Genomic DNA, 25,424 nt, shown 5'->3' with positions numbered 1-25,424 from the left:
GCTTCGAGGCGGAACATAGGCTGGAATCGCCCAAAGTCAATGCGAGATGGGCCTGGAACTGCCCAAAAGGCTTAATGTTTCCGGCGAAATTCGCCTTGCGGCTCGGCCTCATACCGCATTTGCACAGCCGCCGGGCAATCGTCAGGCGCCTCATCCGGCGGCGCGACGGGCCGCCGATCCGGTCGATGGCTGCTCCATTCGACCATTGCGCCCACAGTGCCGAGGGCCGCCGTCGCCACCACGATTTCCCCGGGAGCGCCGACGGCGAGGGCGGTGAGGCCGACGATCCAGAGCGCGACGATGAAGCTGATGGCAATGCGAAGGGATGTGGGAATGTTGGTCATGTGACGACAAAGTCCCCCGGGGCGAGCCATGCGGCGCGTCGCAGCGCCTCGCACGCTCCTATGCACCCATTCCAACCCATCCTGTCTCAGTGATGAAGTTGGCGATATGTCTCATGCACGCGACAGGCCCGTCCTGAAATCATCCGGATTTCCTCTGCGGAGGTTCTGAATTTTTGCCGATGTTTTCAGGCAGACGCGCGATGGCGTAGCTCATGCCTCGCGCCTGTCACCAAGCGTAGCGCACCATGCCCTTGCCGGCGTAGCTGCGCGTGGTGTCGGAGAACTCGCCCTCGAAGGTCGCGGCGAGGGCGAAGCCGTTACGCCATGCGACTTCGGCCGAAGCTGATGTCAGCGCCGCATCGCGCGCGGCGGCGGCGCCGTTGACGACGAAGCTCGCGCCCGGAAGTGCCTGGAAGGTCGCCGATGCGGCCCGGTCGGTGTTGAAGTCATGCGCCCAGGCGGCACGGCCGCGCAGGGTCAGCAGCGCGCCATCGAGTGCGAAGGCCTTGTCGGCGCGCAGGCCGAGTTCAGTGCGCGGCGCGGTGACGGTCTTGCCTGCATAGCTGAGTGCGAAGGCGTTGCTGCCAGCAACGGCGCTTTCGGCATAAGCGGGCAGGTCGATGGCCGTCACCTGAGCAGCGGCATAGGGCGCGATGCCGATGCCGTCCAGCCACGCGAGGGTGCTGCGGCTGCCGAGTTCGATGCGTCCGGCATAGCTGTTGGCGGTGAAGCGCGCGCGCAGGCGGTCGACGCCGGCGACGGTGACGAGACGTTCGGTCGTGATGTCCTGCCAGCCATAGGCGAAGGCCGCGCTGAGATAGGCTGAGCCGATGCCGTGGCGAACGAAGCCGCCGACCTGGACGAGATCGGACTGCCCGGTGCCGCCTTGTGCAACGGAGAAGCTGGTGGCGCCGCCGGCCATGGAGATGCCCGCCAGCGTGGTCGGCGACAGCCACACATCGGCGCCGGCTGCGGCGCCGTAGATGCGCGAGGTCGCGCTGTTGCTGCCCGCGGCGGCATTGCCGTCGGTGGTCTGCGATCCGCCGAAGCCGGCCGACCAGACGCTCCAGCGCTGTTCGAAGCTCGCCGCGCGGGGCATCGCCTTGGTGATCGCGGCATCGGCGTCGCGCGGCGCTTTGCCCCGCGTCTCCGGCGCATAGGCCATGGCATCGGTGGCTGCGAAGTTTGAAGCAGCCGGCGGCGCATCGCTGCGGCCTGCGGCGGATGGGTCCATCATCATGCCCATGAACTGAGTCATGGCGTTGATGCCGGTCTGCTGCGATCCCGTCGTCGTCTCGCCGGAGACCTGGGTGAGGCCGTTCGCCGTGAGGCCGCCATAGACCAGCGGGATGCCACCATTGCTGTTGAAGGAATTCACCAGTGCATTGCCGACGCTTTGCTGATTGCCGCCGGCGCCTGCTGTGGCCGGGCGAACGAAGATCAGTTCGAGATCGAGATAGGCATTGGTGTTGTCATAGCTGAGCGACGACTTGAAACCGTCCGGCAGATTGGTGGCGACGAAAGAGCTGAAGGTGGAGCCGCCGAGACCGCCCGTCGCATTGAGGATCGTGTACTTCTTCGCGACATAGCTTCCCGGCGCGAAGCTCGCATTCACCGCCGCGCCGCCAAGCGTCGCAGTGCCGGCGACATTGGTGCGGTCGGCACTGGCAGGCGAGACTTCGATCATGTAGCGCGCGGCCGAGGTGAAGGCGAGATTGCCCTGCACGGTCAGCGTGCCGATGGAATTGCCGGGCGCCAGCGTGCCGCCATTGATGAGCGTGTTGCCTACCGTGCCGGTGCCGCCCAGTGTGGCGCCTGCATTCACCGTGGTGAGCGAGGACGATGCGATCGAACCGTCCACGCTAAGCGTGCCGGCATTGACCGTGGTCGCGCCGGTATAGGTGTTGATGCCAGCGAGCGTCAGAGTGCCGGTGCCGGTCTTGACCAGCGATTGCCCGGTGACGAAGCCATCGCCGGTCAACACGCCGGTGACAGTGGTCGACAAATTGTTGCCGCCGACGGTCAGTTCGCTACTGTTGAGATCGAAGCGGCCGCCGCCGGCAATGGAGGCGGCGCTGATCCTGGCGTCGCTGGCCGGGCCCGAGGTAAAGAAGTTGACCACCGCACCAGGCGCGTTGTTGGTCAGTTGCGCATTCCCGGCGGTGGAGTTGCCGTCGAACAGGATAGTGCCACTGTTGGCAATGACCGCGCTGCCAGCTGTCGTTTGGCCGAAGAACGTCAGCTGACCGTTATTGGTGATCGACGCCGTGCCGGCATTGGCGGCGGTGGAATAGATCAGCGTGCCGTTATTGACGATGGTGGGCGACGCGAAGCTGTCCTGAATCTCAAGCGTGCCTGCGGTGATCGTGGTCGCGCCGGTATAGGTGTTGGCACCTGCAAGGGTCAGCGCGCCGGCACCGCGCTTCTCCACCGTACCGCTGCCGCTGATGACGCCACCATAGGTGGAATCGTCTGAGCGATTGAAGATGAGCGCAGCGTTGTTGACGATATTGCCGGCCACCGAACCGCTGGTGCCGCCATCGCCGATCTGTAGGGTGCCGGCATTGATCGTCGTCGCGCCGCTATAGGTGTTGCTGCCGGTGAAGATGGTCTCGCCCGTACCGTTCAGCACCACTTTGCCCTGACCGGGGAAACCGTCGGAAATTACGCCGGCAAATGTATAGCTGTTAGAGCGGTTGAAGATCAGCGTTCCGCTATTGGTGACATCGCCGACGATCGAGCCGGTGGTGCCGCCACTGCCGAGTTGCAGCGTGGAGCAGAAGCAGATCGCCGTGCCGCCCGTATAGGTGTTCGTGCCGGTGAAGGTGGTGATACCGGTGCCATCGATCTTGACCCGGGTGCGCGAGGCGCCGTCCTGGATGACACCCGAGAACGTCGCGCTCGTGTTGTCGGTCCCGGTGATCAGGCTGGCATCGGTGCCGCCGGAATTGGTTACGGTGCCGGCACCGGACAGCGAGCCGATATTCTGCCAGTTGCCCGCGAGATCGAGTGTCGCGCCCGCAGCGATGGTGTGAGCGCTGTTCGCGCTGAGCGAAAAGACACCGCCGGCGAGCGTGCCTGCCGAGATGACGGTCGCACCGGAATAGGTGTTGCTCCCAGCCAGAACCAATGTGCCCGCGCCGAGCTTGGTCAGGCCACCGCTGCCGGTCAGATTCTGGGACACTGTAAATGTGTTTGCGGCATCGGCGATGTCGAAGCCGCCGCCGTTCGCGCCCCAGTTGATCGTGCGCGGCGTCGAGGTGAACGTCGTGCCGGTGATGCGCAGGATGCCGCCGTTAAAGCTCAGCGCGCCGGATGCATCGCCGAGATTGCTATCGGATGAGACGCTGAGCACGCCGCCATTGAGATTGGTGCCGCCGTGATAGCTGTTGGTGCCGGACAGCGTCAGGGTGCCGTCGCCAGTCTTGGTCAGGCCGCCGATTCCGCTGATCGTGCCTGACAGTGTCGCATTGTTGCCGGCAGTGTTGAAGGTGCCGCCGCCCGCTTGTAGGTCGATGGGCAGCGAACTGCTGATGCCGGCCCCCGCGAACAGCATCGTGCCGCCGGTGAACACCGGGCCGCTCACGCCCGCCCCCAGCGTACAACTCAACGCAGCCGACGAATTGGCCGTGAAGGTGCGGCCGCTTGCGAGCAGCGCATTGCCATTGGCACAGACGCTGGCAAAAAAGCTGAAAGTAGACAAACCGATCGTGCCGATTACGCTGTTGGTGATTGCGTCGATGACCGAAACGGTTCGATCGACGTAGTTCGCCACATAGATGCGGCTGCCATCCGCTGAATAAACCAATCCACTCGGAAAGGCACCGACACTTATCGTCGTGATAACGGTGTTGCTGGCCGTATCTATGACATAAACCTTGCGATCGGCCTGGCTGGCCAGATAGATTCTCAGTCCGTCAGGGCTGACGAGGAGGCCAGCGGGTTGTCCGCCGACAGCTATGGTTGTGAGGACCGTATTTGTCGTGGTGTCGATGACTGAAACTTCCCCTCCCACGCTGCTTACATAGGCGCGGGTGCCGTCCGGGCTGAATGCAACCGACTGGGGGCGATTGGCGACGGTTATCGTCGCTGTGACGGCTCCTGTAGCGGTATCAACGACTGCAATCGAATTACCGAGTGCTGCCGGGATGTAGAGGTGTGCACCGTCGGCCGTCACGGCGAAGTCATAAGGGTAGAAGCCAAGCGGCGTCGTCGAGATGACGTGGTTGGTAGCGGTGCTGATCACCGACAGGTTACCTGTGTTGGGATCCGTCGCGTAAAGGCGTGTTCCGTCGGGACTCAGCCACAGAATGTTCGGCGTGATACCGGCAATCGAGGCAACGATCTCCCCCGTGGCTGAGTTGATCACCGAGATGGTGTTGCCGGCACCTCCCGCGTAGAGCAGGGATTGATCATTGCTGACAGCTAGCCGGCGGTTGACCGGGTCCACCGCTTGCGGAACGGTGGAATATTGCCCGGTCGCAGTATCGATCGTCTGGACCACCTGGCCGGGGAGAAAGACCGTCTGTCCGTGGGCCTCGCCGGTCAGCATGGTGCCGGCGGTAGCGGTAATGGCCGCGATTCCGAACAACAGGGCCGATGACCCGCCATGTGACCGGGCAGCGTCCGTCGCGCGCGTTGCGAGATGGCCCGTCCTCCAGAACCGACGGTCAGGCCAGGATGCCAACCGCTTCAGACCTGCTCTACCGATGCCCCGCAACCGAATTCCCGCCCCGTTGATCAGACCTCCTTGCCACGCCAGAGGCGCAGGGTCCTGAATTTCGCCCGGAACTGGCTGTGCGCATTCTGAAAATTTTCTGATATTTTCAGTTTTGGCGCGCTCTGCTACTCTCGTTTGAAGGTTTGTGGCAGAGCTTCCTGATGTCTTGCCGATGTGTTTGGGGGAGTTAAGTGCTGCGTTTCGCCGGCTTTCAGATCGATTTGCAGCGCGCCGAATTGCGCGGGCCGGGCGGCGAGCTCATCCGGTTGCGCCCGAAGACATTCGACATGCTGGCATTCTTTGCCGGCAACACCGGCCGCCTGCTCACCAAACAGGAATTGATGGAGCGATTCTGGCCGGGCTTGCATGTCGGCGAGGACAGTCTCTTCCAGTGCATCCGCGAGATTCGTGCGGCGCTTGGCGACAGCCAGCGCCAGATCGTCCGCAACGTTTCCGGTCGCGGCTATCTGTTCGAAGCCGATGTCACGATCGCCGCGACGGAACAGATCAGGCCGGACGCTCCCGGGCCAGGGATCGCGGCGAGGACGGACGCGCCAGACGCAGCCGGCAAACCGGCCCAGGGCATCCGCGACCTCATGCCGGCGGATCGCGATGGAAAGACCGTACTCGCGGATCAGGTCGTTAGCGACGGCCGCTTGCCGAACCGATTCGTCCCGCATCTGCCGTCAGCGAACCGGACGCGCGCCAGCTGGCGCACTGTCGCCGTCGCTTGCGCCGCCATTCTGCTTGTCGCGGCTGGCGCCGTGCTGCCGATGCTCGGCAGGCAAACGACGGCGCGGCAGGTCCGTCCGTCCGTTGCCGTGATGCCCGTGGTCACGACCATCGGCGATGCGGATGTGCGCGCGATGGCTGTGGGTGTCACCGAGCGTCTCAGCTCCGGTCTTGCGCGGATCGAGAATATCCGTGTTGTCGCACCCGGGCAGGTCACTGCGCGCGCATCGCTGGAACCGTCGTCGGGGCGAGGGGCGGCGGCCGATTACGTCGTCAATACGGAACTCCTGAAAGAAGACCAGAACTGGCTGCTGCGCGCGCGTCTGGAGCGAACGTCGAGCGGCGAAATCGCCTGGAGCGCCGATCTCGCCGTCGCCGGCGGCGATGTCGATCGCGATATCCAGCAGTCGCGGCTGGCTGCCGCCGTCGGACATCCGCTGGCGGTGCGCATCAATGCGATCCTCAACGATGCAATGCCAGGCTCGAAGGGCGCACCCGGCAGCGCCAAGGTCGCGGTGGAGCAGGCGACAGCCTCCATCGTTAACACGACGCCGGAGCGGTTTCATGCGGCTGAGACGATGCTGCGTAAGGCGCTCGCGGAATATCCTGACAATATCGATGCGCAGGCGGCGCTGGCGGCGCTGCAGCTGCGCGGCATCCAGATGGTCTGGTACAAGCCGGAAGAGCGCGAGGGCGTCAGGCAGAGCGCGCAGGAGCTGATGGAGCGCGTGCTTCGCATCAAGCCGACCTATGTGCCGGTGCTGGAAAGTTATTGCCGTCTGCTCAGTGCCACCAATCGTTTCGTCGACAGCCTCGTCGCATGTGCGCGGGTGCTGTCGTTCGATCCCTGGAACGGTCTCGCCATCTATCACCTCGGTCTCAACCAGATATTCCTTGGCCGCTTCGAGGAAGCGGTGGCGAATTTCAAGCTCGCCGATCAATATGACACGCCGACGGTATCGCGCTGGACATGGATGCTCGGCGCCGGCTTCGCGCTGGTTTGTCTGGAGCGTTACGAAGAGGCTGTGACGTGGCTCGAGCGTTCGCTTGCCGTGACCCAGGGCACGGGGCGCACGCATTTCATGCTGGTGGCTGCCCTGCAGCGGCTAGGGCGCCATACCGAAGCACAGGCGATGCTCGCCAAGGGGCTGGCGCTTCGGCCGGGCGCGACGGCGGACAATATCAGCCCTCCGACTGCCAATACCAGTCCGGTTTACCTCGAAGCGAGCGCACGGACGCTGGACATTCTTGTCGAAGCTGGCTTGCCGCGGCGCTGAACCGCGGCGACTTCGCGCCCGCTTACTTACCGTAAGTGCCGAGCAGCTGGCCGAGATTCTGCATTACAAAGGCATTGGCCCGCAGCTGGGCCGCGCGGCCGTTCTGCAGACGGACATCGATCTCGTAAGTCGCCGGATCGATCTGCCGGAGCCCGATCACCTGTGTGATCTCCAGCGTCTCGGGGGAGGCCGGTGCCGGCTTCGCCGCATGTTTCGGAGCTGCTGCTGCAGGTTTTGCCGCGCGGGGCACGGGAGCTGCAGCGGGAGCTTGGGTGGGCGCCGTTGCTGCGTTCTGAGCGAATGCGAGGGTGGGGGCGAGCAAAGCGGTTGCGAGCACGAGAAATTTCACGCAGTTCTCCTGAGCATCATGCGCAATCGGCTTCGATTATAGAAGATTGCGGAACATTTTGTGGCAATTGCGCCATGCCGCAGGCTTGGTTGATCTATCTGGCGATGCAAGACAAATTGCCTCGATCCGGTTACATCCCGGATTGAACCGGTCGCATTTTGGTTCCGACCAAGGCAGACAATCGCGCGGCGAGCGCCGCTGCAAATGGGAATGCAGGCATGAATGCGACGATGAGACAGCTCGTACTCACCATAGGTGTGCTGATGAGCGCGACATTCGTCGCACTGCCGGCGTGGGCTGCGAAGCGCGTCGCTCTCGTGGTCGGCAACGACAACTATCGCAACGTTACGAAACTGCAGAAGGCGGTCAACGATGCCCGCGCCATGGGCGAGGTGCTGAAGAAGCTCGGCTTCGAGGTGATGGTCGCCGAAAATCAGACGCGACAGGGATTCAGCCAGGCGCTGCTGGCCTTCGAGACGTCGCTCGACAAGGGCGACACGGCTTTCTTTTTCTTCGCCGGCCACGGTTTTGAAATTACTGGGCAGAACTATTTGCTTCCCACCGATATTCCCGCTGCGACGGCAGGGCAGGAAGAGCTCGTGCGCGACAGCGCCGTGCTCGCCGATCGCATCGTCGATCGTCTGCAGAACAAGGGCGTGCGCAGCGCCATTCTTGTCTTCGACGCCTGCCGCAACAATCCGTTCGAGCGCAGCGGCGTGCGCGCGTTGAACGGCTCCGGCGGCCTTGCGCCGATGACGCAGTTGCCGGAAGGCGTGTTCTCGATCTTCTCTGCGGGGCCGCGCCAGACCGCACTCGATCGCCTGTCCAACAACGACACCGATCCAAACTCGGTGTTCACCCGCACCTTTATCAAGGAGCTGCAGGAGCCCTCGCTCAATCTCGTGCAGATCGCCCAGCGCACCCGTCGCACCGTCAGCGAACTCGCCGAGACGGTGAAACACCGCCAGGTGCCCGTCTATTTCGACCAGATGGTGGACGACGTCTTCCTCAACGGCCAGGCGCCGCTCAAGGCCGACGCCGTGCAGGCCAGCACCATTCCGACATCGCAGCTTCCGAAGGTCGCGGCGCTGCCGCCGGTGAACACATCGCCGCTTCCGGCGCCGGACAATCCGAATGCGCCGATAGCGAGCTTCTCGCGCCACAATGGTGGCTGGACCGTGGTGTTCTCCATCGCCGATCCTGCGCTTGGCATTTCGTGGCGCAAGGGCGACAGCGGCGATTTCCGTGAGACCGGCTTCATGGATACGCTCGATCCGCGTACGCGCAAGCGCCTGCCGAATCCGTCCATCCAGCTCAATGCGGACGAGCCGGCGACCACGCTGCAGGTGCGTTACATCGATGCCACCGGCGAGATGCAGGGACCGTTCCCGATCCGCTTCGATCCGGAAGCGGCATTGGTGCGCGACCAGAGGAAGATTCTGGACATGACCGCCTCGAATTGGCTGGAATTCGGCGGCTCCAACGGTTTGCTCTATTACACGCACCTGATTTCGTATCGTTGCGCGATCCGCGAGGTGAAGCTTGGCTTCGACACGTCGGTGCCGGATCAGGTGCTCAAACTGCCGCCGTGCAACCAGCGCGATCCGATGGCGGTGCCGAGTAACGCGCCCATCTACATGAAAGTGCCGGGTGGCGCGCGCTCGGTGTCGGTGGAATTGCAGTTCCGCGACGGCAGCGTGTCGGAGATCAGGACGTTCCGGAAATGAGCGATCGTGATGCGATTGCGGATCTCGAAGAGCGTCGCCGCAAGGCGATGCTTGCCGCTGACATTGCGGCACTCGAGGAGATGTTCGTCGACGATCTCAGTTACACCCATTCGAATGCGGTGACCGAGCGCAAGGCGCTCTATCTCGAACGTCTGGCTGCAGGATATTACGACTATCGCGCGCTGAATTTTCTCGATCAGGACATTCGGATCGTCGGCGATGCCGCGCTCGTCATCGGCCGCATGACGGGCGAGGTGATGATCGCCGGACAATTGAAGAAACTGAATGGCCGCACCACGGTGGTCTGGATCCGTCGCGGCACAGGCTGGCAGATGCTGACCTTCCAGAGCACGTCGCTTCCGGCGGCTTGATCAACTCGTGTAGTGCGATCCCAGACCGATCGATTTCAGCAGTTTTCGATAGGCGATCGATGTGCGGTCTGCAGGGATGTGCGTTTCCATCTGCATGTCCAGCGGTAGATCTTCCGGCTTTTGCGATTCAACGATCACGCGGTCTTCGTTGAAGATCTGCAGATTGAAGGCCAGCACCTCGTCGAGCGGACCGTCCTTGTTGAAGTTGCGCGCCAGCGGACAAAACAGGCGGGTCTTTCTCGCCGAGACGGGCGACGGCGCGTTAAGGATGCAGAGCCGGTCCGAGCCGGGGAAGTGGACGGTCAGCCGGGCACAGAACGGCGGAAACACATCGAACACCCGCAGCCATTCAAAACCTTCGGGCGCCAGATGCCGAAGACCCTTCGGATAGTTGCTCACCGTGCTCAGATAGTTGGCGCGGATGCCGAAAGATGTCCGTTTCAGTTGATAGCTGGGAACGACGGGATTGTCGCGGTCGCCGAATGACTCGACATGCGCCCATGCGAAATGCGCGACGTCGAGGAAGCCCTCCATCTGGCGTCCGCAGGAACTATTGATGTCGATGGTGGGCGCCATGATCGGCTGAAAGTCGGGATCGTCCCAGGCCTCAAAGACCGGCAGCGTGTCCTTCTCGCCGTTCAGCGTGGTCCAGATCAATCCATAACGCTCGACAGTGGGCAGGACGGTGATGCGAAGCTTGTCGGAGATCGGGATGTCCGGATGCGCCGGAACCGACCGACAGCGCCCGTCGGGGCCATAACGAAAGCCGTGATAAGGGCAGACAATCGTATCATGTTCCACCCAGCCGAGGCTCAACTGGGTGCCGCGATGGACGCACAGATTGCGGGCGGCGATGACGCGGCCGGCGGCGCGATAGACCACCAGATCGACATCCAGCAGCGTGGCCTGCATCGGCTTGTCGCCGAGTTCGTCGCTGCGCGCGACCGGGTACCAGTAGCGGGAGAGCACGGTCCAGTCCTGGGCATCGAAGCTCAGGTCTCTGGGAAAACCAAGTCGCTGCGGTGCGACCGATCTAGTGGCCGAATTGATCATTCACGCCTGTCCTGATGGGAGGTGATTGGATCGGATCGACGAGGACAGCGTATTCTTAGAGATAACGACGGGCATGTGAAGAAACAATTTTGGGCCCATGTTGCAGCGTTATCGAGCTGAATATCGCCGCCGCATCGAAATCCAGGCGGTGCCTTGTTGACGTGGAATTGGTGCTCCTTCAACTTGCCGCTCGGCGCGAAACGAGGAGATGGCTGGCGTGATGGAAACCGGACGTTTGGCGACACGTTGCTGCATCGTCGGCGGCGGGCCTGCCGGCATGATGCTCGGTTATCTGCTCGGCCGCGCCGGCGTCGACACCATCGTGCTGGAAAAACATGCTGATTTCTTCCGCGACTTTCGCGGCGACACCGTGCACCCCTCGACGCTGCAGGTGATGGATGAACTGGGCCTGATCGACGACTTCCTCAAGATCAAGCACGATCGCATCGCGAAGATGGATGGTTACTTCGGTCAGCACAAACTGCGCATTGTCGATATCACCCGCACGCCGGCTAAATACCCCTTCATCGCCTTCATGCCGCAATGGGACTTTCTCAATTTCTTGCGCGACAAGGGGCAGCGCTTTCCGCATCTCAAGGTGATGATGAAGACCGAGGTCACGGATCTCATCTGGTCAGGTGCGCAGGTGAGCGGCGTCAAGGCGACGACGGAGCAGGGACCGATCGAAATCCGTGCCGATCTCATTGTGGCCTGCGACGGCCGGCATTCGGTCGTGCGCCAGGCTGCGAAGCTCGAGGTCGAAGACATTGCGGCGCCGATGGACATTCTCTGGTTTCGTATCGCCAAGGGGCAGGAGACAGAGAGCGTGTTCGCGCGGCTCGAGCCCGGCAAGATGATGGTGACCATCGATCGTGGCGACTACTGGCAATGCGCCTATGTGATCGCCAAAAACCATTTCGACGAGGTCAAGGGCAGGGGCATCGAGGCCTTCCGCTCGGAAGTATCGCGGTTGGCTCCGATCCTGGCCGCGCATATCGACGAGGTGAAGAGTTGGGATGACGTCAAGCTGCTCACTGTCGCTATCAATCGGCTGAAGCGGTGGCACCTGCCAGGTTTGCTGTGCATTGGCGATGCCGCCCACGCAATGTCACCGGTCGGAGGCGTCGGCGTGAACATCGCCGTGCAGGATGCGGTTGCGACCGCCAATCTGCTGGCGGCGAAGCTCGGAAGGGGGCCGGTGAGCGAAGACGATCTCGATGCCGTGCGCCAGCGTCGGGAATTCCCGATGCGTGTGACCCAGGCGATCCAGGTGGTGATGCAGAACAACATCATCAGCCGTGCGCTGGCGCCCGGCGGTCAGCCCCTGACCCCGCCGTTGGTGATGCGCATGGTCAACGTGATTCCGTGGCTGCAGGGACTGACGGCACGCATCCTCGCCATTGGCGTGCGACCCGAGCATGTCCGGTCGCCGGAGGTTGGGCCGTACGGCGGATGAGGCGAAGCTTTAAATCGAAAAGCTGGTCCCGCAGCCGCAGGACGCAGTGGCATTTGGATTGACGACCCGGAACGAGGCGCCGATCAGGTCGTCCACGAAATCGAGTTCGGAACCCGCAAGGAACGGCGCCGAGGCCGGATCGACCAGCACGACTGCGGCGTCGCGCTCGATCACCACGTCATCTTCGGCCTTCGCGCGCTCGACGTCGAATTTGTACTGAAAGCCCGAGCAGCCGCCGCCTTCGACGGAAACGCGCAGCATCGCGCCGTCACCTTCAGCCTTTAGGATTTCGCCGATCCGGCGCGCGGCGCTGGCGCTGACGGTGAGGGGGGCTTCGGTCGTGGCAGTCTCGGTCATCATGTGGCTCCGCCGGAGGGATTCGAACCCTTTGAATCTCCTGCTCCCCATAGTTAAGTGCGACAGTCCCCGGAATCAATTGGATCAAGGATAAACAGCCGTGTCGGTCGGAATGGCAGCTCCCCGCGCTCCCTTTGCCTGCGACCCCGATCGCAGCCGCGGCCGCCAGTTCCCGGAAGCGCCGAGCCGGACCCGGAGCGCCTTCCGCCGGGACTGCGACCGTGTGATCCACTCCACGGCGTTCCGGCGGCTGAAGCACAAGACCCAGGTCTTCGTGTTTCATGAGGGCGACCATTACCGCACGCGCCTGACACACACGCTGGAAGTCGCCCAGATCGCCCGGGCGGTGGCACGGCAGCTCGGCCTCGACGAGGATTTGACCGAGACGCTGGCGCTGGCCCACGATCTCGGCCATCCCCCGTTCGGCCATGCCGGCGAGCGCGCCCTCGACACCTGTCTCGAAGCTCATGGTGGCTTCGATCACAACGCCCAGGCGCTGCGGGTGGTTACGGCGCTCGAGCATCGCTACCCTGATTTTGACGGGCTGAACCTGACTTGGGAATCCCTTGAGGGTATCGTCAAGCACAACGGCCCGTTGACGGCCGCGGACGGTTCGCCGCTGGCGCGTTACGCGCAGCACGGCCTGCCTCTCGGCATCACGACGTTCAACCGAAGCCTCGATCTCGAACTCGGCAGTTTCGCCTCGCTGGAGGCGCAGGCCGCGGCGATCGCCGACGATATCGCCTATGATGCCCACGATATCGACGACGGCCTGCGTGCCGGCCTGTTTGGTATCGATGATCTGAAGGCGATTCCGCTGGCCGCCGGCATCATCGCCGAGATCGATCGCAGGTATCCCGGTCTCGATCAGGATCGGCGGGGCGCCGAACTGGTGCGCGAGCTGATTTCCTATTTGATCGGCTCTGTCGTCGGCGAGGCGCAGCGCCGGCTCGACGAGGTAAGGCCGCTTTCGGCTGAGGAGGTCCGTCACTGCGGCCGTCAGCTGATCGCATTTTCGGCCGAGGCGGCTGATGCGGAGCGCGCCATCAAATCCTTCCTCTGGACCGGCATGTATCGCCATCCCCGGGTGATGCGGGTGATGGTCGAAGCGGAGTGCCTGGTGGCCGATCTGTTCTCCCGCTACACGCGCCGCCCCGAAGATCTGCCGCCCGAATGGCAACCCTCATCGGATGGTGAGGCGGCATCGGAGGCGGAGCAGGCGCGGCGGATCGGCAATTTCATTGCCGGGATGACCGACCGTTTCGCCATCACCGAGCATATCCGGCTGTTCGACAGCACTCCGGAATTGCGTTGAATCAATAAGCTATTGCTTTTATTGTGAAATATACGGATTTGCAAACCGTCGCGCGCTTGCGTGCAAACCGCGCGCAAATGCAAACGCGCCATGCTAATGACGCCGAAACATTCATGCCGGGTGAGTCCGGCTCAGCCCGGTTCCCGTATCGAATGACCACTTCTGCTCCGACGCCGCATCTGTTCGCCAATGTGCTCGCCCGCGTGCACGCGGTCTGCAACGATCTCATCGCCGAAGGCGTGCTGCCTGCCGGCATCGATCTGTCGCGCATTGTCGTCGAGCCGACCAAGGATGCGTCGCATGGCGACATGGCGAGCAATGCCGCGATGGTGCTGGCGAAGGAGGCGAAGGCGAAGCCCCGCGATCTCGCCGATGCCATCGCAGCCAAGCTGCGCGCGGACGACCTTGTCACCTCGGTCGATGTCGCCGGTCCCGGCTTCATCAATCTGACGCTGAAGACCTCCGTGTGGGCCGAGGCGTTGCGTGCCGTCTTGCGCGACGGCGATGCCTATGGCCGCAGCGCCATCGGCGCCGGCGAGAAGGTCAATGTCGAATATGTCTCGGCCAATCCGACCGGTCCGATGCATGTCGGCCATTGCCGCGGCGCGGTGTTCGGCGATGCGCTGGCGAGTCTGCTCGATGTTGCCGGCTACGACGTCACCCGCGAATACTACATCAACGATGCCGGAGCACAGGTCGATGTGCTCGGCCGCTCCGCCTTCCTGCGCTATCGCGAGGCGCTCGGCGAGGCCATCGGCGAAATCCCGGAAGGCCTGTATCCCGGCGACTATCTGAAGCCGGTCGGGCAGGCGCTGGCCGCCGAGCACGGCGCCGCGCTGAACGAGATGCCTGAAGAGCAGTGGCTGCCGATCACACGCGCAAAAGCCATCGAGATGATGATGGAGATGATCAAGGGTGATCTCGCTGCCTTGAACATCAGTCACGAAGTCTTCTTTTCGGAGCGGTCGCTGATTACGGGCGCGATCGATCAGGTCGGCGCGACCATCGACTTCCTGCGTGCAAAGGGCGATGTCTATGAAGGTCGGTTGCCGCCGCCGAAGGGCAAGCCGGTCGACGATTACGAGGATCGCGAGCAGACGCTGTTCCGTGCCACCGCTTATGGCGACGATGTCGATCGTCCGCTCCTGAAGTCGAATGGCGGCTACACTTATTTTGCCTCCGACATCGCCTATCACAAGACCAAGGTCGATCGCGGCTTCCACAACATGGTGGACGTCTGGGGCGCCGATCACGGCGGCTATATCAAGCGCGTGCAGGCGGCGATCAAGGCCGTGACCGACGGCAAGGGCGAACTGGATGTGAAGATCGTCCAGCTGGTCAAGCTGCTGCGCAATGGCGAGCCGGTCAAGATGTCGAAGCGCTCCGGCGATTTCGTCACCTTGCGCGAGGTGGTGGATGAGGTTGGCTCCGACGCCGTTCGCTTCATGATGCTGTTCCGGAAGAACGACGCGGTGCTGGATTTCGACCTTGCGAAGGTGATCGAGCAGTCCAAGGACAATGCCGTTTTCTACGTCCAGTATGGTCATGCCCGCGGTCATTCGATCTTCCGCAATGCGCGGGAACAGATGCCGGAAATGGCCGGGCTTCCTCTGGAAGAAGGACCCCGGATCGCTTATCTCCAGGATGCGGCGGTCGAGCGGCTGGACGATACCGCCGAACTCAGCCTGCTGCGGCAGCTTGCGCTGTATCCGCGTATGATCGAGGCGGCTGCCATTGCCCATGAGCCGCACCGGATCGCATTCTACCTCTACGATCTGGCCAGTGCCTTCCACGCGCACTGGACCCAGGGGCGCGATGCGCCTCATTTACGCTTCATTATCACTAATGATGCACAACTTACCAAAGCACGTCTGGCACTCGTGCAGAGCATCGTTTCCGTTCTTAGGTCAGGTCTCGCCGTGCTCGGCGTCTCTGCTCCGGACGAGATGCGTTAGTAGTTGAGTAGCAATTTGGGAATGGTCGCGGCATGGGGGTGTGCCGCGGTCAATGACAGGCGTCAATCTCGTCCGGTCGGCGAGGTGACAGCTTTCCCGCAGGGGATGTGACATCACCATGGTCAATCGATACCAGAACCGATCTTACCCCGCGGATGCCGGCCATAACGATCCGCGTGCGCACGGCGAGGGCGATCCCTTGGCTGAGCTGGCACGCTTGATAGGCCAGACCGATCCCTTCGCTTCCGCGCCTGCGCGTCAAGCCGCCGCCCAGCAGCGTCGGGCCGAGCCGGCGTCTCCCTATCAGGACGAGCCCGAGGAGCAGTTCGAAGCTGCGCCGACTCCGCCGCCATGGATGCAGCGCGTCGCCGCGCAGCGCGCCCAGCAGCCGGCTGAGCCGGAGGAGCAGCATTACAGCGAGGCCGAGTCGGAATTCGATTTCCGGCAGAACTACCAGCAGGCCTCGCAGCATCATGATGCCGAGGCTTATGCCGCCAGCGGTTACGCCCCGCAGGACTATGCGGCGCAGGGTTACGAGCAGCAGCCGCATGCGGGCTACGACGCCTATGGTCATCCGCAGGTGCCGGAACAGCCGCTCGATCCGAACCGCTACGACGACGCACTCTACGGCCAGCCCGAGCACGGGCATCAGGCCTATCAGCAGGATCAGTATCAGGACGATCCCTACGCCTATCATCAGCCTGACATCGCCGACGAAGACGAGCGTCCGAAACGTCGCGGCGGTATGATGACCGTTGCGGCCGTGCTCGCCCTGGCGGTGATCGGTACCGGCGGCGCCTTCGCTTATCGCACCTTCATCGGATCGACGCGTAGCGGCGAGCCGCCGGTGATCAAGGCCGATCCCGGCCCCAACAAGATCGTGCCGCCATCGGCGACGGCGTCGAATGACAGCGGCAAGCAGCTCGATCGTCTCGCCACCGGGCAGGAGCGCCTGGTGTCGCGCGAGGAGCAGCCGGTGAATGTGCAGGACGCCACCAAGGCCGGCGGGCCGCGCGTGGTGTTTCCGCCGTTGAACCAGAACAGCAATCCGCCGACCACCGCCAGCGTTTCCCCGGCGAACAAGCCGATGGTGGGCAATGGTGCCATGAACGGTGACGAGCCGCGCCGGGTTCGTACGCTCCCGATCCGTGGCGATCAGTCCGATGCGATGGCAACGCCTGCCACGCGCCAGGCGCCAGCCAAGCTGACGGCTCCGGCTCCAGCGCCGACGCCGGCCGTCAATTCGAACGCCTCGGCCAACGCTCCGATGTCATTGACGCCGCAGTCCGCCCCCGTGGCGCCCACGACGCGTTCGGCCTCGCTGAACACGGCGCCGCAGGATATCGCTCCGCCGTCCTCGGCGGCGACCGGCGGCTATGTAGTCCAGGTGTCGTCGCAGCGTAGTGACTCCGATGCCAGAGCTTCGTTCAGGGCTCTGCAGAACAAGTTCCCGTCGGTATTGGGATCCCGTTCTCCACTGATCAAGAGAGCCGATCTCGGAGACAAGGGGACTTACTACCGCGCGATGGTCGGGCCGCTTTCGTCTGAAGACGCCCAGCAGCTGTGCGGGAACCTGAAATCTGCCGGCGGACAGTGCGTCGTCCAAAGGAATTAACGGCGCTTTCCTTGACCCTGCGTGGTGATGGGGCCTAATCGGCCCCATGAGCAACCGCGCTTTCATAACCGGCGTTTCCGGCCTCGAGCTGACGGCAGACGAGCGCGCATTTTTGCGCGCAGAGCGGCCGTGGGGTTTTATCCTCTTCAAGCGAAACATTGATAATCCGTCGCAAGTTGCTGCGTTGATTGAGGAGTTGCGTGGGACGACAGGTGATCTGGGGGCTCCGGTCCTGATCGACCAGGAAGGCGGCCGGGTTCAACGTCTGGGGCCGCCGCATTGGCCAGTCTATCCGCCTGGCGCGGTCTTTGGCGCGCTCCACGATATCCAGCCGGAGCTGGGCTTGCGGGCGGCCTGGCTGAGCTCTCGGCTCATCGCCGGGGATCTGGTCGACCTCGGCATCACCGTGGACTGCCTGCCGCTGGCCGATGTGCCGGTCGACGGAGCCGATGCCGTGATCGGCAATCGTGCTTACGGCACGAATCCGGTCAAGGTTGCGGCCATCGCGCGAGCGGTGAGCGATGGTCTGGCCGATGGCGGTGTTCTGCCGGTGCTCAAGCATATTCCGGGGCACGGCCGGGCCAATGCTGACAGCCACCATAGACTTCCGGTAGTAAATAGCTCGAAGAAAGAGCTGGAAGCTTCTGATTTCGAAGCGTTTCGTCCGCTTGCCGACCTGCCGATGGCGATGACGGCACATGTTGTGTTTAACGCTCTGGACGCCACTCAGCCGGCCACGACTTCTGCGACAATCATCGAGCAGGTGATTCGCGGAAGTATCGGGTTCCAGGGTTTGTTGATGAGTGATGACGTGTCGATGAATGCTCTGGCGGGGTCGATCGCCGAGCGGACCCGCGCGATCGTGAGCGCGGGCTGTGACGTCGTCCTGCACTGCAACGGCAAGCTCGACGAGATGCAGGCCGTGGCCAGGGAAACGCCGCTGCTCAAGGGGAAGGCCGACGAGCGGGCCCGTGAGGCCATCGCGGCGCGTCGGCAGCCGCAACCGTTTGACCGCGCCGCTGGACGGGCGGAACTCGACCAACTGATCGCACGGGCGGGAGCCAGCGCATGAGCGCCGAAATTCTGTCGTTTGAAACCGGGCGGCCAGCCGAGATCGTTCCCAATGACGAGCCGGCGCTGGTCATCGACGTCGAGGGCTATGAAGGCCCGCTCGATCTGCTGCTGACGCTCGCCCGCCAGCAGAAGGTCGACCTGCACAAGATCTCGATCCTCGCGCTTGCAGACCAGTACCTGCTGTTTATCGAAGAAGCGCGGAAGATCCGGTTGGAACTCGCCGCGGACTATCTCGTGATGGCGGCCTGGCTGGCCTTCCTGAAGTCGCGCCTGCTGCTGCCGGAGCAGACGACGACGGAGGAAGGACCTAGCGCCGAAGACATGGCGACCGCGCTGGCCAACCGGCTGCGTCGTCTCGAAGCGATCCGCAGCGCCGCCGACCAGCTGATGGCCCGGCCGCAGCTCGGCCGCGAAACCTTCCCGCGCGGCATGCCGGAGCAGATTGCCGAGATCAAACAGCAGAAATTCACGGCGACGCTCTACGATCTGCTGTCGGCCTATGCGACCCAGCGTCAAGCCCGTGTGCTGACCCGTGTCCATCTCGCCAAGCGGACCGTGTGGTCTCTGAGCGAGGCCCGTGCCTCGCTGGAACGGCTCATCGGCATGGCCGAGGACTGGAGCCGGCTCGACGAATATCTGCTGGCCTATGTGCCCGATCCACAGCAGCGCGCCACCGTGATGGCGTCGAGCTTTGCAGCGGCGCTTGAGCTTGTCCGCGAAGGCGCGCTCGATCTCAGCCAGAGCGAAGCATTTGCACCCTTGTATTTCCGCAAGCATGTAGGCCCTCCGCCCGTGCCTGTGGCCCCGGAAGTTCCGGTCGAGTAAGTGAGAGAAGGAGATCCGGACATGGCAAGTGTTGCCGAAAAACGCGTCGACGTTGTCGAGGATCAGATCGAGGACATGCAGCAGGGCGAGGCCGTTCAGCCGAACGAAGCCGTCGCCGAAGACGCGGCTCAGCAGGATGCCGTTCAGCAGAATGAGGCGCAGGAGGTTGCCGCGCGTCCGGAAGAACTGCGTATCCTCGAAGCGCTGCTATTCGCCTCTACCGAGCCGCTGGACCAGTCGGCGCTCGCCAAGCGCATGCCTGAAGGCGTGAATGTCAAGAAGGCGCTGGAGGCGCTGCAAGCGGATTACGCCATGCGCGGCATCAATCTGGTGCGCATCGCCAACAAATGGACTTTCCGCACCGCCGGCGATCTAGCCTGGCTCATGACCCGCGAGGTCAGCGAGACCAAGAAGCTGTCCCGTGCTGCCGTCGAGGTGTTGGCGATCGTGGCCTATCATCAACCAGTGACCCGCGCCGAGATCGAAGACATCCGCGGCGTGGTCACCTCCAAGGGCACGCTTGACGTGCTGCTGGAAACCGGCTGGATCAAGCCCCGCGGTCGCCGCAAGACACCGGGCCGTCCGCTGACCTTTGGCACCACCGATACCTTCCTGTCCCAGTTTGGCCTTGAGGCTCTCGGCGATCTGCCGGGTCTCGAAGAGCTCAAGGGTACGGGCCTGCTCGACTCGCGCCTGCCGGCCGGTTTCAGCGTACCAAACCCATCCGACGATCCGCAGCTGCGCGAGGACGAGGATCCGCTGGAGGAGGGCGAGCTGCACCTCGCGCTGTCCGAGCCCGATCCGGAGTTCCCGGAAGCGCAGGGGCAACAGGCCCAAACTGCGACCTCCGACGATGCGACCGTGGAGGCTGCTGGCTTTGTCGAGGTTGGTGAGATGACCGATCTGACCGACACTGGGGAATCGGAAGTGCCGGCGCTTGGCGCCGTCGAGATCGATGACGGCGGGGTGGACGGTACCCTCGAAAGAGAACAGGACGAGGCCGAACAGGCTGAGGATGTGACCGCGGAACTCGACTCCGACGATCAGGATGACGATGGCGACTTCGACGACGAAGACGATCTGGATGAGGACGGCGAGGACGGGGAAATCGACGCCGAGGGCGCGTCCGACGATCAGGCGCCCCGGTCGGACGAGGATGACGATCAGCATCGCTGATGCGACATTAACGCTCGCGACGTTACGACTTGTCCATCCGCGATTCCACGGTGGTTAAGTCCTTGTTTTTGACGAACCCGCAGCCTACGTTCCGGATAAATCTGGCCGGTACGCCGGCTGCGTGTTTGGAGGGTTAGCAGGATGGGTTCTCTCAGCATTTGGCACTGGATCGTCGTGATCGCGGTGGTCCTGCTGTTGTTCGGTCGCGGCAAAATTTCCGACCTCATGGGCGATGTCGCCCAGGGCATCAAGGCCTTCAAGAAGGGCATGGCGGACGACGACAAGCCGGCGGAGAAGCCGGCCGACCCGAACCGCACCATCGATCAGGCCCCGCAGGCATCCTCGACCAACCGGTCGGATGTCGGCAGCAAGGCTGTCTAAGGTCAAGTTGGATCGCAGCGGACGAGTCAGAAGGCGCGGCTCGTCCGGCCTGTGAGCAGGTTGTTACATGTTCGACATCGGGTGGAGTGAACTGGTCGTCATCGGCGTCGTCGCGCTGATCGCCATCGGCCCGAAGGAATTGCCCGGTGTGCTGCGCATGGTCGGGCAATGGATGGGTAAGGCCCGCCGCATGGCCGCCGAATTCCAGGGTCAGTTCAACGAGGCGATGCGCGAAGCCGAAATGGCCGATGTCAAGAAAGCCTTCGACGAGGTCAAGGACGCCGCCTCCGACTTTTCCAAGAACAACATCATGACCTCGCTGACCAAGGATGTCAGCGAGGCCATGACCATCGACAAGATCGACAACGTCACGACCCCGCCGGTGACGCCGACCACACCCGAACCGCCGACGCCGGAGACCTTTGTCGAGGCCGAGGCGCACAGCGCTGTCGATGAGCCGCTGGCGATCACCCGTGAAGTCCAGCCGACGCCGGCCGAACCGACCGCAAGCGACGTGCCCGTCGCGAGCGGAAGCGCCAAGCCTGCCGAGGCCGGCAATCCCGACATCCTGAAGAATGCCAAAGCCCTATGAGCGCCGAAGATATCGAGGCCTCGAAGGCCCCCTTGATGGATCATCTGATCGAGCTGCGGTCGCGGCTGATCAAGGCGCTGCTGGCATTTGCGGTGGCATTTGTCGTGTGCTTCTTCTTTGCCAAGCAAATCTACAACGTTCTGGTTTGGCCGTTCGTCTGGGTGGCGGGTCCTGAGAATTCGAAGTTCATCTATACGGCGCTGCTGGAATATTTCCTGACGCAGCTCAAGCTTGCGATGTTCGGCGCGGGTTTCATTTCGTTTCCCGTGATCGCAGCGCAGATCTACATGTTCGTCGCGCCCGGCCTCTACAAGCACGAGCGCGGCGCGTTCCTGCCCTATCTGATCGCGACGCCGATCTTCTTCGCGCTGGGAACGCTGCTGGTCTATTTCATGGTCCTGCCGATGCTGATCCGCTTTTCGCTCGGCATGCAGCAGGCCGGCGGCGCCGAGACGGCGCAGATCGCGCTGCTGCCGAAGGTCGGTGAATATCTGTCGCTGATGATGTCTCTGATCTTTGCCTTCGGCATCGCGTTCCAGTTGCCGGTCATCCTGACGTTGCTCGGCCGGATCGGTATCCTCACCTCCAAACAGCTGCGCGATAAGCGCCGTTACTTCATTGTCGGTGCATTCATCATCGCCGCTGTGCTGACGCCGCCTGACGTCATCAGCCAGATGTCCCTCGCGATCCCGCTGATGGTGCTCTACGAAGGTTCGATCTACGCCGTTGCCATCGTCGAGAAGAACGCAGCCAAGCGGGCCGCGGCGGCGACCGGGACGGATTTGACGACGGTGGAGTAGGGCGACGGCGCCTTGCAACGACGCACAGTACAATCTATCTTAGGTTGTGTTTCTGGTCTCGTTGTGGGAGGTGATTGTGGTCTTCGCATTTGATGCGCTTGGCTACACGAAGCGCCTCCGTGATGCGGGATTGCCCGGCTCTCACGCTGAAGCGCATGCCGAAGCGGCGAGGGACTCCATCATGACCGAGCTGGCAATTAGATCAGACCTTTTGGCGGCCAAGTCCGAGCTGAAATCCGATATGGTTCTGCTCAGGACGGAATTTATGTCGGCAATCGACGCGCAAACCCTTCGTCTGACGGTTCGGCTTGGCGGAATGGTGATCGCAGGTGTCGGTGTGATCGTTGCCAGTATCGGTGTGCTCGCATTCCTGCTCCGTTCACATTGAACCGGCGGGGCGACCTTCAGTCCATTTCGTGTTCCAAATCACGCCTATTCGGGGTACTCAGAGCCGCTTTCGCTCAGGAATCCCGCCATGCACGACATCAAATCGATCCGCGATAATCCCGAGGCCTTTGACACTGCGTTGAAGCGGCGCGGTCTGGCTGCGATGTCGTCGTCGTTGCTGGCGATCGACGAGGCCCGCCGCACGGCGATCCTGGGCTCCGAGCAGGCACAGGCGCGGCGTAATGCGGCCTCCAAGGAAATTGGCGAGGCCAAGAAGACCAGGGACGAGGCGCGTGCCAATGCGCTGATGGCCGAGGTTGCCGAACTCAAGACCAAAATGCCGGAGATGGAAGCGGCGGTGAAGGCGGCTGAGGAGCAGCTGCGCACCGAGCTCGCCGGCATTCCGAACCTGCCGTTGGATGACGTGCCGGATGGCGTCGATGAGCATGGCAATGTCGAGCGCCATCATTTCGGTGCCAAGCGCAATTACGCCTTCACGCCGAAGCCGCATTACGAGATCGGCGAAGCTATGGGCTTCATGGATTTCGAGGCGGCGGCGAAGCTGTCGGGCTCGCGCTTTGTCGTGCTGAGAAAAGGCCTCGCACGTCTCGAGCGTGCGATCGGGCAGTTCATGCTCGATCTCCATACGAACGAGCATGGCTATACCGAAGTCAATCCGCCGCTGCTGGTGCGCGACGATGCGATGTTCGGCACGGCGCAATTGCCGAAGTTTCGCGACGATCAGTTTGCAGCTGGCGCGTTGGGTAGCGAAGGTCAGGGCTATTGGCTCATCCCCACCGCCGAGGTCCCGCTCACCAATCTCGTCCGCGAATCCATTCTCGACGAAAAAGAACTGCCGCTGCGCATGACGGCGCTGACGCCGTGTTTCCGCGCTGAAGCCGGTGCGGCCGGTCGCGATACCCGCGGCATGATCCGGCAGCATCAGTTCACCAAGGTCGAACTCGTCTCGGTAACGACGCCCGAGGAGAGCAGGAACGAACATGAGCGCATGCTCTCCTGCGCCGAAGAAGTGTTGCGCAAACTCGGTCTGCATTACCGCGTCATGACGCTGTGCACCGGCGATATGGGGTTTGCCGCGCAGAAGACCTATGACATCGAAGTCTGGATGCCGGGGCAGGGCGAGGGCGGCGCCTATCGTGAGATCTCGTCCTGTTCGGTGTGCGGCGATTTTCAGGCACGCCGCATGGATGCGCGCTCGCGCGGGCCGGATGGCAAGCCGCGTTTCGTACATACGCTGAACGGCTCGGGTACGGCGGTCGGCCGCGCGCTGATCGCTGTCATGGAGAACTATCAGCAGGAAGACGGCTCCATTGCGGTGCCGGACGTGCTGCAGCCTTATATGGGCGGGCTGAAGGTCATTCAGGCGAACTGAGTTGCGCCTGAATGCGCGTCATGCCCGGCTTGCGGTGACGACAGAGCATTTCGCCTTCGAGGCGCGGATGTTGACGTGGCCGACTAGCGTCATCGGAAACGCCTTGCGGCTCTTCATCGCGACGGTCTCTGCCACCAGCTTGCGGCGTTCCGTGGTGTAACGGCCATCACGGCTCCTGAAGGCGCAGAGCAGTTCGAGATCCTTGATGTCGTAGGCATTGGCATTGCGGACGGTGAAGGTCAGCAGCGCCTGCGACCCCATGCCGCCGCGCCGGAATGACTGGCGTGACAGACGGACGCGGTCGAGATCCACCGTTTCGGTCACGTTGGCCGGTTGGGTGGGCTGTATTTCGGTGATCGTACCGTCCTCTGGCGGACTGGCGACTGCCAGGTTCAGCATGAGGTCGGGCTCCGGCGCTTTTGCAAAGCCTGGCATGAGCAACCATCCGGCAGTGCCGGCGAGTGCGAGCGCCGGGATGGCAAGCCAGTTTCGCCGATAAAGCACCGTGACCATCGTCGTCGCCTCGTTGGGCGCTGCGGCCAAACCGACGGCCGTGCGCTGATGTCCGAACGCACTGACACTCATTTATCAAAAGAGAACTGCGCTCCCGGTCAGCTGGTTCCCGTGAGCCGGAAAAATGGCGCGAATGCACAGCGGGCAGTGGCGAATAGGGGGTGGCAAAAGCCCCGCCGGGCTGGCAAAAGTTCGCTGCCGGCGAAGTCGGCCAAGATCGAAAGGGCTGACGCGCATGCGCATTCTCTGCACCAACGACGACGGTATTCACGCTCCCGGCCTCAAGATCATCGAACAGATCGCCAGGGAGTTGTCGGACGACGTCTGGGTCGTGGCGCCCGAACTCGATCAGTCCGGTGTCTCGCATTCACTGTCGCTGAACGATCCCCTGCGCCTGCGCGAAGTGAGCGAGCGGCACTATGCGGTGCGCGGCACGCCGACCGACTGCGTCATCATGGGCGCGCGGCACATCCTCAAGGACAAGCAGCCCGATCTGGTGCTGTCCGGCGTCAACAAGGGGCGGAATGTCGCCGAGGACGTGGTCTATTCCGGCACCATCGCCGGTGCACTGGAGGGTACCATTCTCGGCTTTCCGTCGGTGGCGTTGAGCCAGGAGTTCTCCATGGAAACGCGTCACAATCCGCAGTGGGAGACGGCGCTGGCATTCGGGCCGGATGTGCTACGGAAGGTGATCAAGGCCGGCGTGCCGAAGAACACCGTCATCAACGTCAATTTCCCGGCTTGTGCGGCCGACGCCGTGAAGGGCGTCGTGGTGACGCGTCAGGGCAAGCGCAATCAGGGCTTTCTGCGGATCGACGAGCGCCGCGATGGCCGCAACAACCCGTATTTCTGGATCGGCTTCGAGCGTATCGTCGCCGCGGAAGCGCCGCCGGAAGGCACCGACCTTGCCGCGCTTGCGGCGCACTATGTTTCGGTGACGCCGCTGCGGCTTGATCGCACGGACGAAGCGTTCAGCGCGACGCTGGCAAAAGCACTGGGGTAGTGATCTGCC

22 protein-coding genes are annotated in these 25,424 nt (G+C 62.9%); 16 read left to right on the top strand and 6 right to left on the bottom strand.

What is annotated here, in order from left to right:
- Positions 1–71: 71 nt before the first annotated feature.
- Both E0H22_RS15100 and E0H22_RS15095 read right to left on the bottom strand, forming a co-directional pair.
- Complete coding sequence (locus E0H22_RS15100; protein WP_233021829.1) at positions 72–344, bottom strand: hypothetical protein; 273 nt, start codon at positions 342–344, stop codon at positions 72–74.
- Positions 345–570: 226 nt separating this feature from the next.
- Entirely contained in the window at positions 571–4,935 is a 4,365-nt protein-coding gene (locus E0H22_RS15095; protein WP_233021828.1) for an autotransporter-associated beta strand repeat-containing protein, read from the bottom strand.
- Positions 4,936–5,255: 320 nt separating this feature from the next.
- Here E0H22_RS15095 and E0H22_RS15090 point away from each other — a divergent pair, with 320 nt between their 5' ends.
- Positions 5,256–7,073, top strand: coding sequence for a winged helix-turn-helix domain-containing tetratricopeptide repeat protein (locus E0H22_RS15090; protein ID WP_233021827.1), 1,818 nt, complete (start codon positions 5,256–5,258; stop codon positions 7,071–7,073).
- 22 nt (positions 7,074–7,095) lie between these two features.
- Here E0H22_RS15090 and E0H22_RS15085 read toward each other — a convergent pair whose 3' ends face one another.
- Entirely contained in the window at positions 7,096–7,422 is a 327-nt protein-coding gene (locus E0H22_RS15085; RefSeq protein WP_233021826.1) for a hypothetical protein, read from the bottom strand.
- A 230-nt stretch (positions 7,423–7,652) separates the two neighbouring features.
- Between E0H22_RS15085 and E0H22_RS15080 the strand changes: the two genes are divergently transcribed.
- Positions 7,653–9,149: a caspase family protein gene (locus E0H22_RS15080; RefSeq protein WP_233021825.1), complete on the top strand. Its 1,497-nt coding sequence runs from the start codon at positions 7,653–7,655 to the stop codon at positions 9,147–9,149.
- Entirely contained in the window at positions 9,146–9,520 is a 375-nt protein-coding gene (locus tag E0H22_RS15075) for a nuclear transport factor 2 family protein (RefSeq protein ID WP_233021824.1), read from the top strand. Before E0H22_RS15080 ends, E0H22_RS15075 begins: the two co-directional genes overlap by 4 nt.
- Here E0H22_RS15075 and E0H22_RS15070 read toward each other — a convergent pair whose 3' ends face one another.
- Positions 9,521–10,573: a Rieske 2Fe-2S domain-containing protein gene (locus E0H22_RS15070; RefSeq protein WP_233021823.1), complete on the bottom strand. Its 1,053-nt coding sequence runs from the start codon at positions 10,571–10,573 to the stop codon at positions 9,521–9,523.
- A 220-nt stretch (positions 10,574–10,793) separates the two neighbouring features.
- Here E0H22_RS15070 and E0H22_RS15065 point away from each other — a divergent pair, with 220 nt between their 5' ends.
- The gene (locus E0H22_RS15065) at positions 10,794–12,029 is read left to right on the top strand and encodes an FAD-dependent oxidoreductase (protein ID WP_233021822.1); all 1,236 of its coding nucleotides are present in this window, start codon (positions 10,794–10,796) and stop codon (positions 12,027–12,029) included.
- A gap of 9 nt (positions 12,030–12,038) precedes the next feature.
- Here the strand turns inward: E0H22_RS15065 and erpA are convergent, their stop codons facing one another.
- Positions 12,039–12,386, bottom strand: a complete 348-nt coding sequence (erpA, locus tag E0H22_RS15060; RefSeq protein ID WP_233021821.1) for an iron-sulfur cluster insertion protein ErpA — start codon at positions 12,384–12,386, stop codon at positions 12,039–12,041.
- Between the two features lie 100 nt (positions 12,387–12,486).
- On the opposite strand from erpA, the gene E0H22_RS15055 reads away from it, so the two are divergent.
- The 11 genes from E0H22_RS15055 (at position 12,487) to serS (ending at position 23,899) form a co-directional block, all read left to right on the top strand.
- Positions 12,487–13,701: a deoxyguanosinetriphosphate triphosphohydrolase gene (locus E0H22_RS15055; RefSeq protein WP_233021820.1), complete on the top strand. Its 1,215-nt coding sequence runs from the start codon at positions 12,487–12,489 to the stop codon at positions 13,699–13,701.
- A gap of 152 nt (positions 13,702–13,853) precedes the next feature.
- Complete coding sequence (gene argS, locus E0H22_RS15050; RefSeq protein WP_233021819.1) at positions 13,854–15,656, top strand: arginine--tRNA ligase; 1,803 nt, start codon at positions 13,854–13,856, stop codon at positions 15,654–15,656.
- A gap of 199 nt (positions 15,657–15,855) precedes the next feature.
- Positions 15,856–17,271, top strand: a complete 1,416-nt coding sequence (locus E0H22_RS15045) for an SPOR domain-containing protein (protein WP_347340792.1) — start codon at positions 15,856–15,858, stop codon at positions 17,269–17,271.
- Between the two features lie 46 nt (positions 17,272–17,317).
- Positions 17,318–18,343 carry a beta-N-acetylhexosaminidase gene (nagZ, locus tag E0H22_RS15040; RefSeq protein ID WP_233021817.1) on the top strand — a complete coding sequence of 342 codons (1,026 nt, stop codon included), beginning with the start codon at positions 17,318–17,320 and terminating at the stop codon, positions 18,341–18,343.
- Positions 18,340–19,170, top strand: coding sequence for a segregation and condensation protein A (locus tag E0H22_RS15035; protein WP_233021816.1), 831 nt, complete (start codon positions 18,340–18,342; stop codon positions 19,168–19,170). The genes nagZ and E0H22_RS15035 overlap by 4 nt, the downstream gene beginning before the upstream one ends.
- 21 nt (positions 19,171–19,191) lie before the next feature.
- On the top strand, positions 19,192–20,346 hold the full coding sequence (gene scpB / locus E0H22_RS15030; RefSeq protein WP_233021815.1) for an SMC-Scp complex subunit ScpB: 1,155 nt from the start codon (positions 19,192–19,194) through the stop codon (positions 20,344–20,346).
- Between the two features lie 141 nt (positions 20,347–20,487).
- Complete coding sequence (locus E0H22_RS15025) at positions 20,488–20,727, top strand: twin-arginine translocase TatA/TatE family subunit (protein ID WP_233021814.1); 240 nt, start codon at positions 20,488–20,490, stop codon at positions 20,725–20,727.
- A 67-nt stretch (positions 20,728–20,794) separates the two neighbouring features.
- Complete coding sequence (gene tatB, locus E0H22_RS15020) at positions 20,795–21,319, top strand: Sec-independent protein translocase protein TatB (protein WP_233021813.1); 525 nt, start codon at positions 20,795–20,797, stop codon at positions 21,317–21,319.
- Complete coding sequence (tatC, locus tag E0H22_RS15015) at positions 21,316–22,119, top strand: twin-arginine translocase subunit TatC (RefSeq protein ID WP_233021812.1); 804 nt, start codon at positions 21,316–21,318, stop codon at positions 22,117–22,119. Before tatB ends, tatC begins: the two co-directional genes overlap by 4 nt.
- 181 nt (positions 22,120–22,300) lie before the next feature.
- Entirely contained in the window at positions 22,301–22,507 is a 207-nt protein-coding gene (locus E0H22_RS15010; protein ID WP_233021811.1) for a hypothetical protein, read from the top strand.
- 87 nt (positions 22,508–22,594) lie between these two features.
- The gene (serS, locus tag E0H22_RS15005; protein ID WP_233021810.1) at positions 22,595–23,899 is read left to right on the top strand and encodes a serine--tRNA ligase; all 1,305 of its coding nucleotides are present in this window, start codon (positions 22,595–22,597) and stop codon (positions 23,897–23,899) included.
- Positions 23,900–23,917: 18 nt separating this feature from the next.
- Here serS and E0H22_RS15000 read toward each other — a convergent pair whose 3' ends face one another.
- A complete protein-coding gene (locus E0H22_RS15000) occupies positions 23,918–24,484 on the bottom strand; it encodes a hypothetical protein (RefSeq protein ID WP_233021809.1) in 567 nt (188 codons plus the stop codon).
- Between the two features lie 163 nt (positions 24,485–24,647).
- Here E0H22_RS15000 and surE point away from each other — a divergent pair, with 163 nt between their 5' ends.
- A complete protein-coding gene (surE, locus tag E0H22_RS14995; RefSeq protein ID WP_233021808.1) occupies positions 24,648–25,415 on the top strand; it encodes a 5'/3'-nucleotidase SurE in 768 nt (255 codons plus the stop codon).
- The last annotated feature ends 9 nt before the right edge of the window (positions 25,416–25,424 follow it).

The sequence above is a fragment of the Rhodopseudomonas boonkerdii genome (assembly GCF_021184025.1).
GTDB lineage: Bacteria > Pseudomonadota > Alphaproteobacteria > Rhizobiales > Xanthobacteraceae > Tardiphaga > Tardiphaga boonkerdii.
This window is presented reverse-complemented; position numbering and strand designations above follow the sequence as displayed.

Bases quoted from the DNA above. Each gene is read 5' to 3' on its own strand.
- E0H22_RS15100 (WP_233021829.1), bottom strand. From the start codon at position 344: ATGACCAACATTCCCACATCCCTTCGCATTGCCATCAGCTTCATCGTC.
- E0H22_RS15080 (WP_233021825.1), top strand. From the start codon at position 7,653: ATGAGACAGCTCGTACTCACCATAGGTGTGCTGATGAGCGCGACATTC.
- E0H22_RS15075 (WP_233021824.1), top strand. From the start codon at position 9,146: ATGAGCGATCGTGATGCGATTGCGGATCTCGAAGAGCGTCGCCGCAAG.
- E0H22_RS15070 (WP_233021823.1), bottom strand. From the start codon at position 10,573: ATGATCAATTCGGCCACTAGATCGGTCGCACCGCAGCGACTTGGTTTT.
- E0H22_RS15065 (WP_233021822.1), top strand. From the start codon at position 10,794: ATGGAAACCGGACGTTTGGCGACACGTTGCTGCATCGTCGGCGGCGGG.
- erpA (WP_233021821.1), bottom strand. From the start codon at position 12,386: ATGACCGAGACTGCCACGACCGAAGCCCCCCTCACCGTCAGCGCCAGC.
- argS (WP_233021819.1), top strand. From the start codon at position 13,854: ATGACCACTTCTGCTCCGACGCCGCATCTGTTCGCCAATGTGCTCGCC.
- nagZ (WP_233021817.1), top strand. From the start codon at position 17,318: ATGAGCAACCGCGCTTTCATAACCGGCGTTTCCGGCCTCGAGCTGACG.
- E0H22_RS15035 (WP_233021816.1), top strand. From the start codon at position 18,340: ATGAGCGCCGAAATTCTGTCGTTTGAAACCGGGCGGCCAGCCGAGATC.
- scpB (WP_233021815.1), top strand. From the start codon at position 19,192: ATGGCAAGTGTTGCCGAAAAACGCGTCGACGTTGTCGAGGATCAGATC.
- E0H22_RS15025 (WP_233021814.1), top strand. From the start codon at position 20,488: ATGGGTTCTCTCAGCATTTGGCACTGGATCGTCGTGATCGCGGTGGTC.
- tatB (WP_233021813.1), top strand. From the start codon at position 20,795: ATGTTCGACATCGGGTGGAGTGAACTGGTCGTCATCGGCGTCGTCGCG.
- tatC (WP_233021812.1), top strand. From the start codon at position 21,316: ATGAGCGCCGAAGATATCGAGGCCTCGAAGGCCCCCTTGATGGATCAT.
- E0H22_RS15010 (WP_233021811.1), top strand. From the start codon at position 22,301: ATGACCGAGCTGGCAATTAGATCAGACCTTTTGGCGGCCAAGTCCGAG.
- serS (WP_233021810.1), top strand. From the start codon at position 22,595: ATGCACGACATCAAATCGATCCGCGATAATCCCGAGGCCTTTGACACT.
- E0H22_RS15000 (WP_233021809.1), bottom strand. From the start codon at position 24,484: ATGAGTGTCAGTGCGTTCGGACATCAGCGCACGGCCGTCGGTTTGGCC.
- surE (WP_233021808.1), top strand. From the start codon at position 24,648: ATGCGCATTCTCTGCACCAACGACGACGGTATTCACGCTCCCGGCCTC.